The following is a 17,056-nucleotide window of genomic DNA, read 5'->3' as shown; positions in this document are numbered from 1 at the left end:
CGCGCCGGGCGCGTCGCTTGCTGCGCGTGCTCAAGCTCATCCACGAACAAAAATGAAGATCACGGGAGATCTCATGCGTCTGAAACTCTTCGCCGCGGCCGCCGCGATGGCCATGCTCGCCGCGCCGATGCTCGCGATGTCCAAGCCGCTCACCGTCTGCACCGAATCGAGCCCGGACGGCTTCGATGTCGTGCAATTCAATTCGCTCGTAACGACCAACGCATCGGCGGATGTCATCTTCAATACGCTCGTCTCCTACGACGAAGCCGCGAAGAAGGTCGTGCCCTCGCTCGCGGAAAAGTGGGACGTGACGAGCGACGGGCTCACGTACACATTCCATCTGCGTCCGAACGTTCAGTTTCAGACGACCGATTACTTCAAGCCGACGCGTCCGCTCAGTGCCGACGACGTCGTGTTCACGTTCTCGCGCATGCTCTCGGACGACAATCCGTGGCACAAGATCGCGGGCGCGAGCGGCTTTCCGCACGCGCAGTCGATGGGCCTCGTGAAGCTCATCAAGGCCGTATCGAAAGTCGATGACCATACCGTGAAGTTCGAGCTCAACGAGCCGAACGCGACCTTCGTGCCGATCCTCACGATGGGCTTCGCATCGATCTATTCGGCCGAATATGCGGACAAGTTGCTGAAGGCGAACCAGCAGGTCGATCTGAACAGCAAGCCGATCGGCACCGGCCCGTTCGTGCTGAAGAGCTACACGAAAGATTCGGTCATCCGCTACGACGTGAATCCGTCGTACTGGGGCGCGAAACCGAAGATCGACCGGCTGATCTACGCGATCACGCCCGACGCCGCCGTGCGCGCGCAGAAGATCAAGGCGGGCGAATGCCAGATCGCGCTGTCGCCGAAGCCGCAGGACGTCATCGACGCGAAGAAGGACAAGTCGCTGAAGGTGAGCGAAGCGCCCGCGTTCATGACGGCGTTCGTCGCGCTCAACACGCAGAAGAAGCCGCTCGACAATCCGAAGGTGCGTCAGGCGATCAACATGGCCTTCGATCGCACGACCTACATGAAGACCGTGTTCGACAACACGGCGACGCAAGCGGTGAACCCGTATCCGCCGAATACGTGGAGTTACGACAAGAGCATCGAGGCGTACAAATATTCATCCGCCGATGCGAAGAAGCTGCTCGCCGATGCCGGCTTTCCGAACGGCTTCGACACGACGATCTGGGTACGCCCGAACGGCAGCGTGCTCAATCCGAATCCGAAGGCGGGCGCGGAATTGCTGCAAGCCGATCTCGCGAAAATCGGCGTGAAGGCGCAGGTGAAAGTGATCGAATGGGGCGAACTCATCAAGCAGGCGAAGCAGGGTCAGCACGACATGCTGTTCATGGGCTGGGCCGGCGACAACGGCGACCCGGACAACTACATGTCGCCGCTTTTCAGTTGCAACGCGGTGAAGTCGGGCATCAACTTCGCGCGCTATTGCGATCCGCAACTGGACAAGCTCATCGCCGATGGCAAGTCGACCGCCGATGTCGCCAAACGCACGAAGTCGTATGTCGATGCGCAGAAGATCATCCACGATCAGGCGCTGTGGATTCCGCTCGTCTATCCGACGGCGGCGGCGCTCACGCGCGCGAACGTCAGCGGCTATAACGTGAGTCCGTTCGGGCGCGTGAATTTCGGCGCTGTTTCCGTGCAGTAAGCGAAGTCAGGCCGGCGTGAACCGGATCACGCCGTCAGCGCCGGTCTGACGTTTCAGCGTGCCATCGAGCCAAAGCAGGTTCAGATGCGCGAGCGCTTCGCCGAGCGCGAACGTCATCTGATGAATATCGAGCTTGCGCTTGAACATGATAGGGACGATGTCTGCGGCGCTGCATGGCTTTTGAGCGCACGCGTCGCGCACTTCCGCCAGCCGCGCGCGATGATGCTCGCGCAATTGCCCGATGCGCGTTTGCACGCCGCGAAACGGCTTGCCGTGTGAGGGCAACGCGAGCGTATCGGCGGGCATGGTTTCGTAGCGGCCGAGCGATTCCAGATACAGCGCAAGCGGATTGCCTTCCGGCTCGACCGCGAACACCGACACGTTTGTCGAAATGCGCGGCAACACCATGTCGCCGGAAATGAGCAACTTGTCGGCGGCGCAGAAAAGCGCGCTGTGCTCCGGCGAATGGCCGTAGCCCGACACCACTTCCCAATTGCGCGTGCCGATACGCATGACATCGCCATCGCGGATACGCCGATATTCCGCCGGAATCGACGGCACGAGCGTCGGGTAATAGCTATCGCGCTTGCGCAGCGCATCGAGCGACGCTTCGTCGGACAGGCCGTGCGCCGCGAAATGCGCCGCCGCTCGCTCGCCGCCCGCGTTCGAGCCGTCGCCGGCGGCCATCACGCGGCCCATCGCGTATTCGCCGAGCGACATCCACAGGCGCACGTTCCATCGATTCTTGTCGCCGCCCGTGCAGATCCAGTCGGCAAGTCCCAGATGATCCGGATGACAATGCGTGACGATCACACGCAGCACCGGCTTTCCATCGAGCACGGAATCGAACACGCGCTCCCAGTTCGCGCGGATCGTATCGCTCGAAATGCCGCAATCGACGACGGTCCAGCCTTTCACACCGTCGATTTCATCGGCGAGCAGCCACAGATTGATGTGATCGAGCGCGAACGGCAGCGGCATGCGCAGCCAGAACACGCCCGGCGCCACTTCCATGACGCCGCCCGATTCGGGCAGCCGGTCCGCGAAAACATAGTCGAGCTGGTGTTCGAGTGCGTTCATTCGGTGCCTGTCTCCGGGTTTGCGCCGCGTTGCAATTTGGCCAAGTTGACGATAACGTAAACGTCCATTCTAACGTTGCGCGCGCATTTGCGCTGCCGGCCGGCAATGACCCAACCGACGCATTACACGATCACCGAACTGGCGCGCGAGTTCGACATTACGCCGCGCGCCATTCGCTTTTACGAAGATCAGGGGCTGCTCGCGCCGAAGCGCGAAGGCTCGAACGGCCTGCGGCGTGTGTATTCGGCGCGCGATCGCACGCGCCTCAAGCTCACGCTGCGCGGCAAGCGGCTCGGTTTCACGCTGTCGGAAATCCGCACGCTGCTCGATCTGTATGACTCGCCTACCGGCACCGCGACGCAGCTACAGGCTTTCGTCGATACGATCGCGGCGCATCGCGAAGTGCTGCAGCGTCAGCTCGAAGACCTGAACACGACGCTCGCCGAACTTTCCGCGTATGAGGAACAGGGCCGCGCGCTGCTCGCGGCGGGCGCGGAAAAGCGTGCACGCAAACCCAAAGCGGCATAACGCGTGACGCCCGCACAGGAAGCGCAGGGTCGATATGAATCATTTCCCCAAGCTGCTCTCGTCGCAAATCGGCTTCGATGTCGCCAAGACGATACTCGAAGGCTTCGAGCATCATTACCGCGTGTTCCGCGAAGCCGCGATCAAGGCGAAGGAGCTATTCGAGCGCGGCGACTGGCTCGCGTTGCAACAACTGGCGCGCGATCGCATCGCGTCGTATGACGATCGCGTCACGGAATGCGTGACGGCGCTCGAAGACGAATACGACGCGGAGAATATCGAGGACGACGTGTGGCAGCAGATCAAGCTGCATTACATCGGCTTGCTGACGACGCATCGTCAGCCGGAATGCGCGGAAACGTTCTTCAATTCCGTGTGCTGCAAGATCCTGCATCGCTCGTACTTCAACAATGACTTCATCTTTGTGCGGCCGGCCATTTCGACGGAATACATCGAGAACGACGAGCCCGCCGCAAAGCCGACGTATCGCGCGTATTACCCGGAAAAGGACGGCCTCGCCGCGACGCTCGAACGCATCGTCACGAACTTTCAGTTGGAACCGCCGTTCGAGGATTTGCCGCGCGACGTGCAATGCGTGATGCAGGCGCTGCGCGAAGCCTTCGGCGATATCACGCCCGCGCCGAACTTTCAGATTCATGTGCTTTCGTCGCTGTTCTTTCGCAACAAGGCGGCGTATGTCGTCGGGCGGATCATCAACGGCGATGCGCTGCTGCCCTTCGCCATCGCGATCCGGCATACGAAGCCCGGCTTGCTCGCGCTCGATACCGTGCTGCTCTCGCGCGAGCAGGTGCTCATCATCTTCAGCTTCTCGCATTCGTATTTTCTCGTCGATATGGAAGTGCCGTCGGCGTTCGTGCAATTTCTGAGCACGATCATGCCGCGCAAGCCGAAGGCCGAACTCTATACGTCGGTCGGTTTGCAGAAGCAGGGCAAGAACGATTTCTATCGCGACTTGCTGCATCATCTGTCGCATTCGAGCGATAAGTTCATCGTCGCGCCGGGCATCAAGGGACTCGTGATGATCGTCTTCACGCTGCCGTCGTTTCCTTACGTGTTCAAGCTCATCAAGGACGCGTTTCCGCCGCCGAAGGAAACCACGCGGCAGAAGATTCAGGACAAGTATCAACTCGTGAAGCGGCACGATCGCGTTGGCCGAATGGCCGATACGCTCGAATATTCGAGCGTCGCGCTGCCGGTCGCGCGCCTCGACGACGCGCTCATCCGCGAACTCGAAAAGGAAGCGCCTTCGATGATCGAATACGAAGGCGACAAGCTCGTCATCCGGCATGTGTATATCGAGCGCCGCATGGTGCCGCTCAATCTCTTCCTGCAGAACGGCAACGCCGACGACGTCGATCACGGCATCAAGGAATATGGCGACGCGATCAAACAGCTGATTCAGGCGAACATCTTCCCCGGCGACATGCTGTACAAGAACTTCGGCGTGACGCGGCACGGTCGCGTGGTGTTCTACGACTACGATGAAATCGAGTATCTGACCGATTGCAACGTGCGCCGCGTCCCTGCGCCGCGCACGGAAGAGGACGAGCTGTCCGTCGAACCGTGGTATACCGTCGGGCCGCACGATATCTTTCCCGAAACGTACGGCACATTTTTGCTCGGCGATCCGCGCGTGCGCGAAGCGTTCATGCGTCATCACGCGGATTTTTTCGATCCCGCGTTCTGGCAGCATCACAAGGAACAACTGCTGCGCGGCGAACTCGCCGATTTCTTTCCCTATGACCGGGACGTCCGATTCTGCATCCGTTATCCGGAGCGTTTCGACGAGCCCGGCCGATCGGACGCGCGCGCCGCGTGAAGCGCGCGGTCCGGCTTTTGACTTTCGAACATGAACCACATTGACGATAAAACGCCGCTTGCTCACCTGTTCGCAAACAATCAGGAATGGGTCGAACGCAAGCTCGCCGAAGACGCCGCTTTCTTCGAGCGCCTCGCGCATCAGCAGACGCCCGAATATCTGTGGATCGGCTGCGCGGACTCGCGCGTGCCGGCCAACGAGATCATCGGCTTGCCGCCGGGCGAAGTCTTCGTGCACAGAAACATCGCGAACGTCGTCGTGCACTCCGATCTCAATTGTCTGTCGGTGATCCAGTTCGCCGTCGATCTGCTGAAGGTGAAGCACATCATGGTCGTCGGCCATTACGGCTGCTCGGGCGTGGGCGCGGCGCTCGTCGGGCGGCGCGTCGGTCTCGCCGATAACTGGCTGCGCCATGTCGAAGACGTGCGCGAAAAGCACGGCGCGCTGCTCGACGAATGGCCGATGGGCGACGCGCGCCATCGCCGTCTCGTGGAGCTGAACACGATCGAGCAGACCATCAACGTGTGCCGCACGACCGTCGTTCAGGACGCATGGGCGCGCGGACAGGAGCTCACCGTGCACGGCTGGACCTACGGCGTGCACGACGGCCGCCTGCGCAACATGGGCATGATGATCGGCGCACCGGCCGAGATCGATCCGGTTTATCAGTCGTGCGTTGCCGCGATGACTCGCAGCGGCGCGCATTCCGCGGAAAACGATGTCCTCGCGTCAGATGCGGCACTTGCCGAACGCTTGGGCGACGTTCCCGACGTGATCAAGGGCGTCATCAAGGAGCTGAAACATGAGTGAGACAAGGAACGATCCGATCGTCATCGTGTCGGCGGCGCGCACGCCGATGGCCGCGTTTCAGGGCGATTTCGCGTCGCTGACCGCGCCGCAGCTTGGCGCTGCTGCGGTGAAGGCGGCGGTCGAACGCGCGGGATTGAAACCCGAGCAGATCGACGAAGCCATCATGGGCTGCGTGCTGCCCGCCGGTCAGGGTCAGGCGCCCGCGCGTCAGGCGGCGCTCGGCGCGGGCTTGCCGCTATCCACCGGCTGCACGACGATCAACAAGATGTGCGGCTCGGGCATGCGCGCGGCGATGTTCGCGCACGACATGCTGCTGGCCGGATCGGTCGACGTGATCGTCGCGGGCGGCATGGAAAGCATGACGAACGCGCCGTATCTGCTGCCGAAAGCGCGCGGCGGCATGCGCATGGGTCACGGTCAGGTTCTCGATCACATGTTCCTCGACGGCCTCGAAGACGCTTACGAAAAAGGCCGTCTGATGGGCGCGTTCGCGGAGCAATGCGCTTCGTCGTATGCGTTCTCGCGCGAGTCGCAGGATGCGTTCGCGGTCGAATCGCTGCGGCGCGCGCAGCGAGCGAACGACGATGGTTCGTTCGACTGGGAAATCGCGCCCGTGACGGTACAGGGCAGGAAGGGCGAGACGGTGATCGGGCGCGACGAGCAGCCGTTCAAGGCGAACATCGAGAAGATTCCGTCGCTCAAGCCCGCGTTCGCGAAGGACGGCACGGTGACGGCCGCGAATTCGTCGTCGATTTCCGATGGCGCGGCGGCGCTCGTGATGATGCGCGAATCGACCGCGATGCGGCTCGGCGTCACGCCGATCGCGCGTATCGCCGGACACAGCACGTTCGCGCAACAACCGGCCTTGTTCACGACGGCGCCCGTCGGCGCGATCAGCAAGCTCTTCGAGAAAAACGGCTGGCGCGCGGGCGATGTCGATCTGTATGAAATCAACGAAGCATTCGCCGTCGTGACGATGGCCGCGATGCGTGAGCACGATCTGCCGCATGACAAGGTCAATGTGAACGGCGGCGCGTGCGCGCTCGGGCATCCGATCGGTGCGTCGGGCGCGCGGATTCTTGTGACGCTGCTCGGTGCGTTGAAGGCGCGTGGGCTGAAGCGCGGGGTGGCGAGCTTATGTATCGGCGGTGGGGAGGCGACGGCGATGGGGGTGGAGTTGGTTTGAGTGTTCCGGGCCGGTCCGGCGCGAGCCGGGCCGCATTCATTCCTATTCGAAGGGATTCAGCATCTCGACGCCCATTCGCTCGAAGTCTCTGACGTTGCGCGTGACCACCGTCAATCCGTGGAAAATGGCCGTTGCGCCTATGCGCTTGTCCAAAGCGGGTTCAGGGTGCGGCGCGCGCAGGTTTCCCCATAGCCTGCCGATCTCCTTGCCCGCCGGCAGGATTCTCGTGTCGTATTCTCGCAGGACGTTGTTCACCCACGATTGGAGCTTTTCGGCCTGCCGTTTATCGCCTCTTCGGCGCACCCGCTCAACGCCCTGTCGAAGTTCCGCGACAGTCACGACGGAGAGATGAACGCATCTCTTATCGAGCTTGGCTTGCCGGAAGAACACGCGAACGCCTTCATTGGCGCGTTCTTCGAGTCTCGTTTCACTGATCACGTTCGTATCAGCCAGATACATCGGGAGCTCCTCGTTTCGGATGACGATCGAAGAAGTCGTCCTCCACGTCGAGTTTCGGAAAGTTCAGCAGATGATCGATGAAACGGCTGTTGTACTCGGGACTGTCGATGTATTCCTCGGCCGTCCCTTTGCGGCTTTCGATCTCGAGCTTGCGACGGATGGCAGCCTGTTCCGCGTATTCGCGAATCTCCTCGGCGGTTATATTCCAAGGTAACTCGGCCTTGATGATCTTGAACATGCTCGGCTCCTTATCGATGTTGCGACAGTCGTCACGCTATCGAATTTAATAAGCGCGACTAGTCATCCAAACGAAATAAGCGAAATCTCACTCACCCCGCCAGCGACATCGCCACGGCCCGCTTGAACGGCGTCAGCTTCTCTCCGATCCGCAGCATCGCATCGCGCGCGATCCGCGCCGGCAGCGAGTCGCGCGTATAAACCTCCGTGATGAATCGCGTGATCAGATAAAGCGGACGCGTTTCCTGCCGATGCTTCGCTTCATATCGCGCGAGCAGCCCATCGCCGGCGATGTCGAGCCCCGCCGCCTGCGCGTCGCGAATCGCGCGCGTGAGCGTCTCGATGCCGGCCAGCCCGAAGTTGAACCCGTGCGCCGTGACCGGATGCATGCCGACCGCCGCATCGCCGACCGTCGCAAAACGCTTCGCCACGAAGCGCTTCGGATAAACCGACACCAGCGGATAAACATGCCGCGTCGTGCGCAGCGCCATCGTCCCGAGTCTGCGCTCGAAGCGGCGTTCGATCTCGCGATTGAACGCATCCTCGTCGAGCTTGCTCAGGCGCTCGATGTCGCGCGCCTCGAGCGTCACCACGACCGACGACCGATGCGCGCCCGTCTCCGGATCCGGATTCATCGGCAAGAGCGCGAGCGTCTGCCGGTGGCCGAACCATTCCCACGCCGCGTGATCGTGGGGCACGTCGTGCGTCATGCAGCAGACCAACATCGACTTGCCGAAATCGTGCATGTCGGCGGCGATGCCCATCATGCGGCGCGTCGCGGAGAACCGGCTGTCCGCCGCGACGACGAGCCGCGCCGCGATCGTCTCGCCGCTTTCGAGCCGCACGCGCGCGCCACATGCGTCGGTATCGAGGTCGGTCACGCGTTCGGACGTCATGATGCGGACGTCCGCGCTCACTGCTTCGAACGCGGCGCGCCGGATCAGATGATTCGACACGAGCCAACCGAGCTCGTCGTGACCGGAAAGCGCATGACCGATTTTCATCGCGAACGGCGACGATCCGTTGAAAACGCGCGCATCGGCCAACTGCGATTTCGCGTGCGCGTCGATGCGCTCCCACACGCCGAGCGTCTTGAGAAACGCGACGGATTTCTGCGTCAACGCGATCTCGCGGCCGTCGAAGGCGGGCTCGCGCAGCGCGTCGTGGCTTTGCTGCTCGACGAACACGATCGACAAACCCGCGCCGCTCAGCGCGTTCGCGAGACACAAGCCCGCCGGCCCCGCGCCGACGATCACGACATCGGTTTGCATCATCTTTCCGGTCCTGCTGTTTGAAAGCGCACAACGATAGCCGAAAGGCCGAACGGCGATCCGCGACAGCGGGTCGCGCGTTATATTCACGAAGTCTGTTCACACAAGGAACATGTCGCTCATGAAAACGGTTCTGATCGTCGGCGCGTCGCGCGGCCTCGGCCACGAATTCGCACGCGAATATTGTCGCGACGGCTGGCGCGTGCTCGCCACGGCCCGCGATAAAACCTCGCTCTCCGCGCTCGACGCGATGGGTGCGCAAACCTTCCCGCTCGACGTCACGCAGCCCGAGCAGATCGCCGCGCTGGCCTGGCAACTGGACGAGGAAAAGCTGAATGTCGCGATCGTCGTGTCGGGCGTGTATGGACCGCGCACCGAAGGCGTCGAGACGATCGGCGCGGAGGACTTCGATCAGGTCATGCACACCAACGTGCGTGGTCCGATGCAACTGATTCCCGTGCTCCTGCCGCTGACCGACGCCGCGAACGGCGTGCTCGCGGTCGTGTCGAGCAAGATGGGCAGCATCGCCGAGACGAGCGGCACGACCGGCTGGCTGTATCGCGCGAGCAAGGCGGCGCTCAATTCCGCGCTGAAGGTGGCGTCGCTGGAATCGCGGCATTCGGCGTGCATCGCGCTGCATCCGGGCTGGGTTCGTACGGAAATGGGCGGGCCATCGGCGGCGATCGACGTCGCGCGCAGCGTCGCCGGCATGCGCGCGGTGATCGCCGAAGCGGGCGCGCTGCGCGAGGAATTCAACGGGACTTTCGTGCAGTACGACGGCACGAAGATCGAATGGTGAACAAGGAGTGAATGTGACCTATCAGGTACACGGCGTTTCGGCATCGGGCAACTGTCACAAGGTTCGCCTCGTCCTCGAACAGCTCGGCCAGCCTTATGTCTGGCACGAAGTCGACATGATGAACGGCGCAACGCGCACCGACGAATTCAAAAAGCTGAATCCGAACGGCAAGGTGCCGGTGCTCGTCATCGACGAGAACACGACGCTCTCCGAATCGGACGCGATTCTCTGCTATCTCGCCGACGGCACGCCGCTCATGCCCGACGACCGGCTCGAACGCGCGCAAGTGCTGCAGTGGATGTTCTTCGAGCAGTACAGCCACGAGCCGTATGTCGCGGTGGCGCGCTTCATCCTGCAGTTTCAGAAGAATCCCGGCGACGCGCGACTGCCGGAGAAGATCGCCGGTTCGTATCGCGCGCTCGACGTGATGGAACGGCATTTGTCGACGCGCACCTTTCTAGTCGGCGAGCGCTACACCGTCGCCGATATCGCGCTGTATGCGTACACGCATGTCGCGGATCAGGCGAATCTCGATCTGTCGCGCTATCCGGCGATCCGCGCGTGGCTCGAACGCGTGCGCAGCCAGCCGCGCCATGTCGTCATGCCGGGTGTCGATCAATGAAACTCGTGGAATGTCCGTGCGGCGGCGCCGCGCCCGGCCAGCGGCCTGACGCGCGCGCGCCGCGTTACGACGCGTGTTGCGGACGATTCATCGAAGGCGGCGAAAAGCCCGCGAACGCAATGGAACTGATGCGCTCGCGCTACACCGCCTACGTGCTCGGCGACACCGCGTATCTGCGCGCGACCTGGGCGGAAGCGACCTGCCCGCCCGATCTCGACGCCTCCGACGCCGGCACGCGCTGGCTCGGCTTGCAGATCAAACGCCACACGCCGACCGACGCGAATCACGAGGAAGTCGAGTTCGTCGCGCGCTACAAGGTCGGCGGGCGCGCGCATCGCTTGCACGAAGCGAGCCGCTTCACGCGAGACAGCACCGGAAACTGGATCTACGTCGATGGTCAGATTAAAGAAAACTAAATATTCCTTTAAGAAATATGCTGTGGCACGCGGTATTAATTTCCTAAGAATTTCCTTACAGATTAAACAGTTACGGGGTTTCTCTTATTGTGCAGTGCAATTTTGAACGGTTAATCTGTGTTCACGTCAGGGCGCTGTCATTCCCGTGCCCGGACACTCGCAGCGAAGCCCCGTTTTGAAGCCAATTGTCATGCCTTTTCAGGGCATGACTCCCGGAACCCGCAGCCGATACTGCTCTCATCGAGCAGCGCGATAGGTTTGTGACTTCAAAAAGACGTTCGGGGCTCGCCGTATCAACGTCCTTTGGAAGCGCAGTCGGAGTTCACGGATGGCGATCAGAACCTGGTTGGTCGGATGCAGCATGGTGTGCGCGCTCGCGGCATCGCTCGTCACGTCCGCCGTGCGTGCCGAACCGGTCGGCGGCGTGCGTCAATCCGAAGGTCTGCAGGCGCCCGCATTCGGCCAGACGCTCTCGCAGATTCCCGATTCGCTCGATGCCGGCCTGCCCGTCGTCGCGATCGGACTGAACGAAAGCGTCATCGAGATTCCCGAAGCCGACATCTCGCTCGAAACCACCGTGTTCAAGCCGGACGGCGCCGGCCCGTTCCCGATGATCGTCTTCAATCACGGCAAGCTCCCCGGCGATTCGCACGCGCAACCGCGCAATCGTCCGGTCGCGCTCGCGCGTGAATTCGTGCGCCACGGGTATGTCGTCGTCGTGCCGAACCGGCGCGGCTTCGCGGGCTCGGGCGGCGATTACACCGGCCACGGCTGCGACGTCGAGGCGAACGGGTTCGCGCAAGCGCAGGACGTCGCCGCGACCATCGCCTATATGAGCCAGCAAGCGTATGTCGACAAGACGCATATCGTCGTCGCGGGCACGTCGCACGGCGGTTTGACGACCATCGCCTACGGCGCGCGCGATGCCGTCGCGGCGCCCGGCGTGCGCGGTCTCATCAATTTCTCGGGCGGGCTGCGTCAGGACGAATGCGGCGACTGGCGGAAGAATCTCGTCAACGCGTTCGGCGATTACGGGCAGAACGTGCGCCTGCCGTCGCTGTGGCTCTACGGCGACAACGATTCGGTCTGGGACGGCGACTTGTCCGCGCAGATGTACACCGCGTTCACCGCGCACGGCGCGCGCGCCAACATGGTCGATTTCGGCAGCTACAAGAACGACGCGCATCGGCTCGTCGGCGACCGCGACGGCGTGCAGATCTGGTGGCCGCGCGTGAAGGCCTTCCTCGCGCAGATCGGCATGCCGACCGCCGTGCAATATCAGGTGGCCGAGCCGCGCATGCCGAACGCGACGCACTTCGCGGACCTCGATTCCGTGCAGGCCGTGCCGTTCGTCGATGAAAACGGCCGCGCCGGTTATCGCAACTTCCTTTCGCAGTATTCGAGCCGCGCGTTCGCCGTGTCCGATTCGGGCGCGTGGTCGTGGGCCGAAGGCGGCGACGATCCGATGGCCGTCGCCATCGCGAGCTGCCAGAAGCAGAGCGCCGATCCGTGCCGGCTGTACGCGGTGAATAATCGCGTCGTCTGGAACGATCAGGCCGCCGAGACGCAGACGGCGTCGCGCTAGAACACCTTTTCCGCCTGTCGGGAACGCCGGCCTTCGCGCCGGCGTTTTTGCGTCGATCGCACGTTAAGCGACCCATTTGGCCGACGTTGCACGCGATAGCGCGTTTTCGCATTTCCATTGCGCGCGCACGCATGTCCAAAAAACCTTCCGAATACGGAAGGTCGGCCATGTTTTAGGGATAATTGACTCGCGCAGTTTTCACGCAGTTTCCCCGTAACGCAGGCGCCTGGCGCTTGCCCGATGTATCCGGCCCGCATCGCGCGCGCGGGCCTGGGAGCCGTTTTTGAACACAGAAGCCAATCAGGACTGGGTTGCCCGCTCGCTTGCGGCCGTGTGGCATCCGTGCACCCAGATGAAACATCACGAGCGCGTGCCGCTCGTGCCGCTCGTGCCGATCGCGCGGGGCAAGGGCGCGTGGCTCTACGACCACGAAGGCCACCGCTATCTCGATGCGATCAGTTCGTGGTGGGTCAATCTCTTCGGCCACGCGAACGACGACATCAACCGCGCGCTCAAGGATCAACTCGACACGCTGGAACACGCGATGCTCGCGGGCTGCACGCACGCGCCGGCCGTCGAACTGGCCGAGCGTCTTTGCGCGCTCACCGATCGCACGCTCGGCCATGCGTTTTTCGCGTCCGATGGCGCGTCGGCGGTCGAGATCGCGCTGAAGATGAGCTTTCACTTCTGGCGCAATCGCGGCGCAAGCGAGAAGCGCGAATTCGCGTGTCTCGCGAACAGCTATCACGGCGAAACGATCGGCGCGCTCGGCGTGACGGACGTCGCCATTTTCAAGGACGCTTACGATCCGCTGATCCGTCACGCGCATGTGGTCGCGTCGCCGGCGGCGGTCGGCGTCGACGAAGCCATCGCCGCGATGCGCGCGCTCTTCGGGCAGCGCGCGTCGCAGCTTGCGGCCGTGATCGTCGAGCCGCTCGTGCAGTGCGCGGCCGGCATGTCGATGTACGACGCGTCGTATCTCACGCGTTTGCGCGCGCTGTGCGACGAATTCGGCGTACATCTGATCGCCGATGAAATCGCGGTCGGCTGCGGGCGCACCGGCACTTTTTTCGCGTGCGAGCAGGCGGGCATCTGGCCTGATTTCATCTGCTTGTCGAAGGGCATCAGCGGCGGATACTTGCCCCTTTCGATCGTGCTCACGCGCGACGACATCTACGCCGCGTTCTACGACGACGACGTCACGCGCGGCTTTCTGCATTCGCATTCGTACACGGGCAATCCGCTCGCGTGCCGCGCCGCGCTGGCGACGCTCGATCTGTTCGACAGCGCGAACGTGCTCGCGGAAAACAAACGCAAATCGGCGTCGCTGGGCGAGGCGTTGCGCGCGCGCGTCGGCGAGCACGAACGCGTGAAGAATCTGCGCAATCGCGGCACGATCTTCGCGTTCGATGTCGATATCGACGACAAGACGTTCTCGCGCCGCTTCTTCGCAAACGCGTTGCAGCGCGAACTGCTGATGCGCCCCATCGGCGCGACGGTCTACATGATGCCGCCGTACATCCTCTCCGACGACGAACTGCTGCTCCTCGCGCAACGCACGCGCGAAACGCTCGACGCCACGCTCGCGGGGGTCGCAGCATGAGCACGACAGCGAGAGCGTTGTACGAAACGCTCGAACAGGGCTTGAACGATATCGATGCGCGCGGCCTGCGGCGTCGCCGCAAGACGATCGACGGCGCCTGTTCCGCGCACATGACCGTCGATGGCCGCGCGATCGTCGGCTTCGCGAGCAACGATTATCTCGGCCTCGCCGCGCACGATGCGATTCGCGCGGCGCTCGCCGAAGGCGCGTCGCTTTTCGGCGCGGGCAGCGGCGGCTCGCATCTGCTGGGCGGCCATTCACGCGCGCACGCGCAACTCGAAGACGATCTCGCCGCGTTCTCGGGCGGTTTCGTCGACAACCCGCGCGCGCTTTACTTCAGCACCGGCTACATGGCGAACCTCGCGGTCGTCACGGCGCTCGCCGGACGCGGCACGCTCGTGTTTTCGGACGCGCTCAATCACGCATCGCTGATCGACGGCGTGCGCCTGTCGCGCGCGCAAACGCAGATTTATCCGCACGCGGACATCGACGCGCTCGACGCGATGCTCGACGCCTCCCGCGACGAAACAGCGACGAAGCTCATCGTCACCGACACGGTGTTCAGCATGGACGGCGATATCGCGCCGCTCGCGCGTCTCGTCGAGCTTGCGGAGAAGTACGGCGCGTGGCTCGTCGTCGACGACGCGCACGGCTTCGGCGTGCTCGGCCCGCAAGGACGCGGCGCGCTGGCGCATTACGCACTGCGCTCGCCGCATCTCGTCTATGTCGGCACGCTCGGCAAGGCGGCGGGCGTGTCGGGCGCGTTCGTCGCGGCGGATGAAACCGTCATCGAATGGCTCATTCAGCGCGCGCGTCCGTATATCTTCACGACGGCGTCCGCGCCGGCGGTCGCGCATGCGGTGTCGAAGAGCATCGAAATCATCGCGGGCGATGAAGGCGACGCGCGCCGCGCGCACCTCGCGTCGCTCATCGACACCACGCGCGCGATGCTGAAACGCACGCGCTGGATGCCGGTCGATTCGCATACCGCCGTGCAGCCGCTCGTGATCGGCGGCAACGACGAAACGCTGGAAATCGCCGCCGCGCTCGACAAGCAAGGCCTCTGGGTTCCGGCGATTCGTCCGCCGACGGTTCCGGCGGGCACGTCGCGCCTGCGCATTTCCCTTTCCGCCGCGCACAGCGAGGACGATCTCGCGCGGCTCGATCACGCGTTAAACGCTTTGAATACGCTATGACCGCTTTATCCCTGTTCGTCGCCGGAACCGATACGGAAATCGGCAAGACGCTCGTCTCTTGCGCGCTGCTGCACGGCTTCGCGCGCGCGGGCCTTTCCGCCGCCGCGATGAAGCCGATCGCGTCGGGCGCGGTCGAGCGCGACGGAGTGCTGCACAACGAAGACGCCGATCAGCTCGACGCCGCCGCGAACGTCGCGCTGCCGAACGACATCCGCACGCCGTTCATGATGCGCGAGCCGATCGCGCCGCATATCGCTGGGGCGCGCGAAGGCGTGGCGCTCGACATCGGGCGCATTGTGCGAGCGCATCAGTTCGCGATGACGAAAGCGGATATCGTCGTCGTGGAAGGCGTCGGTGGTTTTCGCGTGCCGCTCACCGACACGCACGACACCGCCGATCTCGCCGTCGCGCTGAATCTGCCGGTCGTGCTCGTCGTCGGCATGCGGCTCGGCTGCATCAGCCATGCGTTGCTGACGGTCGAAGCCATCGCGTCGCGCGGCCTGAAGCTCGCCGGCTGGGTGGCGAATCGCGTCGATCCGAATATGCTGTATCCCGACGAAAACATCGCAACACTGAAACAACGCATCAAGGCGCCGCTCATCGGCGTGATTCCGCATCTCGCGGCACCCGATGCAACGCGCGCCGCCGATTCGCTCGATATCGGCGCTCTGACCGACTCGCTTCATCAAAAGGATTGAATTCATGACACAGCAAATCGCCACTGAGACCACCTCGAAAACCACGCCGCAACCGATGCAGCGCTGGCGCGTCGCCGATGTCGTCGCGCTGTACGAACTGCCGTTCAACGATCTGCTCTTCCGCGCGCAGACCGTGCATCGCGAACACTTCGATCCGAACGCGGTGCAGTTGTCCACGCTGCTGTCGATCAAGACGGGCGGCTGCGAGGAAGATTGCGCGTACTGTCCGCAGTCGGTGCATCACGACACCGGCCTCAAGGCCGAAAAACTGATGGACGTCGATGAAGTCCTGAAGGCCGCCGAAGTCGCGAAGTCGAACGGTGCGACGCGCTTTTGCATGGGCGCGGCGTGGCGCAATCCGAAGGATCGCCATCTCGAGCCGATCAAGGACATGATTCGCGGCGTGAAGGCGATGGGCCTCGAAACCTGCGTGACGCTCGGCATGCTCGAGGCGCATCAGGCGCAAGGCTTGCGCGACGCCGGCCTCGATTACTACAACCACAATCTCGACACGTCGCCGGAGTTCTACGGCCAGATCATTTCGACGCGCACGTATCAGGATCGCCTCGATACGCTCGAACACGTTCGCGACGCGGGCATCAACGTGTGCTGTGGCGGGATCGTCGGCATGGGCGAATCGCGACGCGAACGCGCGGGACTGATCTCGCAGCTCGCGAACATGGAGCCGTATCCGGAATCGGTGCCGATCAACAATCTCGTGCAGGTCGCGGGCACGCCGCTCACCGGCGTCGACGCGCTCGATCCGTTCGAGTTCGTGAGGACGATCGCGGTCGCGCGCATCACGATGCCGAAGGCGATGGTGCGTCTGTCCGCCGGACGCGAGCAGATGGATGAAGCGTTGCAGGCGCTGTGCTTCGCGGCGGGCGCAAACTCGATCTTCTACGGCGATCAGCTTCTGACGACGAGCAACCCGCAAGCCGAAGCCGACCGCAAGCTGATCGAGCGCCTCGGCATGCGCGCGGAAGCCGCGCAGAACGCCGGCGCGCAGGAAGCCGAACGCGGTTGCGGACACAAGCACGCGAACTAAACGGAAAACGGA

At 63.1% G+C, this 17,056-nt stretch carries 17 protein-coding genes; 13 read left to right on the top strand and 4 right to left on the bottom strand.

Annotation, left to right across the window (positions count from 1 at the left end; all coding sequences use genetic code 11):
• The first annotated feature begins 73 nt into the window (after positions 1-73).
• Positions 74-1,669 carry an ABC transporter substrate-binding protein gene (locus NCS67_RS00200; protein WP_250433892.1) on the top strand — a complete coding sequence of 532 codons (1,596 nt, stop codon included), beginning with the start codon at positions 74-76 and terminating at the stop codon, positions 1,667-1,669.
• Between the two features lie 6 nt (positions 1,670-1,675).
• On the opposite strand, the gene NCS67_RS00195 is transcribed toward NCS67_RS00200, so the two are convergent.
• Positions 1,676-2,749, bottom strand: a complete 1,074-nt coding sequence (locus tag NCS67_RS00195; RefSeq protein ID WP_250433462.1) for an MBL fold metallo-hydrolase — start codon at positions 2,747-2,749, stop codon at positions 1,676-1,678.
• Positions 2,750-2,854: 105 nt separating this feature from the next.
• Between NCS67_RS00195 and NCS67_RS00190 the strand changes: the two genes are divergently transcribed.
• Genes NCS67_RS00190 through NCS67_RS00175 form a run of 4 tightly spaced genes read left to right on the top strand, consistent with a single transcriptional unit; the run spans position 2,855 to position 7,110 of the window.
• The gene (locus NCS67_RS00190; RefSeq protein WP_008351922.1) at positions 2,855-3,277 is read left to right on the top strand and encodes a MerR family transcriptional regulator; all 423 of its coding nucleotides are present in this window, start codon (positions 2,855-2,857) and stop codon (positions 3,275-3,277) included.
• Positions 3,278-3,311: 34 nt separating this feature from the next.
• Positions 3,312-5,114, top strand: a complete 1,803-nt coding sequence (gene aceK / locus NCS67_RS00185) for a bifunctional isocitrate dehydrogenase kinase/phosphatase (RefSeq protein ID WP_250433459.1) — start codon at positions 3,312-3,314, stop codon at positions 5,112-5,114.
• A gap of 30 nt (positions 5,115-5,144) precedes the next feature.
• Complete coding sequence (can, locus tag NCS67_RS00180; RefSeq protein WP_250433449.1) at positions 5,145-5,924, top strand: carbonate dehydratase; 780 nt, start codon at positions 5,145-5,147, stop codon at positions 5,922-5,924.
• Positions 5,917-7,110, top strand: coding sequence for an acetyl-CoA C-acetyltransferase (locus NCS67_RS00175; RefSeq protein ID WP_250433439.1), 1,194 nt, complete (start codon positions 5,917-5,919; stop codon positions 7,108-7,110). Before can ends, NCS67_RS00175 begins: the two co-directional genes overlap by 8 nt.
• A gap of 42 nt (positions 7,111-7,152) precedes the next feature.
• Here NCS67_RS00175 and NCS67_RS00170 read toward each other — a convergent pair whose 3' ends face one another.
• The 3 genes from NCS67_RS00170 to ubiM all read right to left on the bottom strand — a co-directional run bounded on the left by NCS67_RS00170 (position 7,153) and on the right by ubiM (position 9,080).
• A complete protein-coding gene (locus NCS67_RS00170) occupies positions 7,153-7,569 on the bottom strand; it encodes a type II toxin-antitoxin system VapC family toxin (RefSeq protein WP_250433438.1) in 417 nt (138 codons plus the stop codon).
• Positions 7,556-7,807, bottom strand: a complete 252-nt coding sequence (locus NCS67_RS00165; RefSeq protein ID WP_250433436.1) for a hypothetical protein — start codon at positions 7,805-7,807, stop codon at positions 7,556-7,558. Before NCS67_RS00165 ends, NCS67_RS00170 begins: the two co-directional genes overlap by 14 nt.
• Positions 7,808-7,898: 91 nt before the next feature.
• The gene (gene ubiM, locus NCS67_RS00160; RefSeq protein WP_008351932.1) at positions 7,899-9,080 is read right to left on the bottom strand and encodes a 5-demethoxyubiquinol-8 5-hydroxylase UbiM; all 1,182 of its coding nucleotides are present in this window, start codon (positions 9,078-9,080) and stop codon (positions 7,899-7,901) included.
• Between the two features lie 118 nt (positions 9,081-9,198).
• Here ubiM and NCS67_RS00155 point away from each other — a divergent pair, with 118 nt between their 5' ends.
• The 8 genes from NCS67_RS00155 to bioB all read left to right on the top strand — a co-directional run bounded on the left by NCS67_RS00155 (position 9,199) and on the right by bioB (position 17,044).
• On the top strand, positions 9,199-9,876 hold the full coding sequence (locus NCS67_RS00155) for an SDR family oxidoreductase (protein ID WP_008351935.1): 678 nt from the start codon (positions 9,199-9,201) through the stop codon (positions 9,874-9,876).
• A gap of 13 nt (positions 9,877-9,889) precedes the next feature.
• On the top strand, positions 9,890-10,498 hold the full coding sequence (locus NCS67_RS31975) for a glutathione S-transferase family protein (RefSeq protein ID WP_008351936.1): 609 nt from the start codon (positions 9,890-9,892) through the stop codon (positions 10,496-10,498).
• Positions 10,495-10,914 carry a YchJ family protein gene (locus tag NCS67_RS00145; protein ID WP_250433434.1) on the top strand — a complete coding sequence of 140 codons (420 nt, stop codon included), beginning with the start codon at positions 10,495-10,497 and terminating at the stop codon, positions 10,912-10,914. The genes NCS67_RS31975 and NCS67_RS00145 overlap by 4 nt, the downstream gene beginning before the upstream one ends.
• A gap of 328 nt (positions 10,915-11,242) precedes the next feature.
• Positions 11,243-12,499 (top strand): dienelactone hydrolase family protein, encoded by a 1,257-nt coding sequence (locus NCS67_RS00140; protein ID WP_034470383.1) that lies wholly within the window; start codon positions 11,243-11,245, stop codon positions 12,497-12,499.
• 283 nt (positions 12,500-12,782) lie between these two features.
• Positions 12,783-14,102, top strand: coding sequence for an adenosylmethionine--8-amino-7-oxononanoate transaminase (locus tag NCS67_RS00135; RefSeq protein ID WP_250433431.1), 1,320 nt, complete (start codon positions 12,783-12,785; stop codon positions 14,100-14,102).
• Entirely contained in the window at positions 14,099-15,298 is a 1,200-nt protein-coding gene (bioF, locus tag NCS67_RS00130) for an 8-amino-7-oxononanoate synthase (RefSeq protein WP_034470377.1), read from the top strand. Before NCS67_RS00135 ends, bioF begins: the two co-directional genes overlap by 4 nt.
• Positions 15,295-15,996, top strand: a complete 702-nt coding sequence (bioD, locus tag NCS67_RS00125) for a dethiobiotin synthase (protein ID WP_034470374.1) — start codon at positions 15,295-15,297, stop codon at positions 15,994-15,996. The genes bioF and bioD overlap by 4 nt, the downstream gene beginning before the upstream one ends.
• A gap of 4 nt (positions 15,997-16,000) precedes the next feature.
• Complete coding sequence (bioB, locus tag NCS67_RS00120) at positions 16,001-17,044, top strand: biotin synthase BioB (RefSeq protein ID WP_008351947.1); 1,044 nt, start codon at positions 16,001-16,003, stop codon at positions 17,042-17,044.
• The last annotated feature ends 12 nt before the right edge of the window (positions 17,045-17,056 follow it).

The sequence above is a fragment of the Caballeronia sp. ATUFL_F2_KS9A genome, from assembly GCF_023630765.1.
GTDB classification, from domain to species: Bacteria; Pseudomonadota; Gammaproteobacteria; order Burkholderiales; family Burkholderiaceae; genus Caballeronia; species Caballeronia zhejiangensis.
The sequence above is the reverse complement of the archived record's forward strand: the minus strand, read 5'-3'. Positions and strand labels throughout refer to the sequence as shown.

Bases quoted from the DNA above. Each gene is read 5' to 3' on its own strand.
- NCS67_RS00200 (WP_250433892.1), top strand. From the start codon at position 74: ATGCGTCTGAAACTCTTCGCCGCGGCCGCCGCGATGGCCATGCTCGCC.
- NCS67_RS00195 (WP_250433462.1), bottom strand. From the start codon at position 2,749: ATGAACGCACTCGAACACCAGCTCGACTATGTTTTCGCGGACCGGCTG.
- NCS67_RS00190 (WP_008351922.1), top strand. From the start codon at position 2,855: ATGACCCAACCGACGCATTACACGATCACCGAACTGGCGCGCGAGTTC.
- aceK (WP_250433459.1), top strand. From the start codon at position 3,312: ATGAATCATTTCCCCAAGCTGCTCTCGTCGCAAATCGGCTTCGATGTC.
- can (WP_250433449.1), top strand. From the start codon at position 5,145: ATGAACCACATTGACGATAAAACGCCGCTTGCTCACCTGTTCGCAAAC.
- NCS67_RS00175 (WP_250433439.1), top strand. From the start codon at position 5,917: ATGAGTGAGACAAGGAACGATCCGATCGTCATCGTGTCGGCGGCGCGC.
- NCS67_RS00170 (WP_250433438.1), bottom strand. From the start codon at position 7,569: ATGTATCTGGCTGATACGAACGTGATCAGTGAAACGAGACTCGAAGAA.
- NCS67_RS00165 (WP_250433436.1), bottom strand. From the start codon at position 7,807: ATGTTCAAGATCATCAAGGCCGAGTTACCTTGGAATATAACCGCCGAG.
- ubiM (WP_008351932.1), bottom strand. From the start codon at position 9,080: ATGATGCAAACCGATGTCGTGATCGTCGGCGCGGGGCCGGCGGGCTTG.
- NCS67_RS00155 (WP_008351935.1), top strand. From the start codon at position 9,199: ATGAAAACGGTTCTGATCGTCGGCGCGTCGCGCGGCCTCGGCCACGAA.
- NCS67_RS00145 (WP_250433434.1), top strand. From the start codon at position 10,495: ATGAAACTCGTGGAATGTCCGTGCGGCGGCGCCGCGCCCGGCCAGCGG.
- NCS67_RS00140 (WP_034470383.1), top strand. From the start codon at position 11,243: ATGGCGATCAGAACCTGGTTGGTCGGATGCAGCATGGTGTGCGCGCTC.
- bioF (WP_034470377.1), top strand. From the start codon at position 14,099: ATGAGCACGACAGCGAGAGCGTTGTACGAAACGCTCGAACAGGGCTTG.
- bioD (WP_034470374.1), top strand. From the start codon at position 15,295: ATGACCGCTTTATCCCTGTTCGTCGCCGGAACCGATACGGAAATCGGC.
- bioB (WP_008351947.1), top strand. From the start codon at position 16,001: ATGACACAGCAAATCGCCACTGAGACCACCTCGAAAACCACGCCGCAA.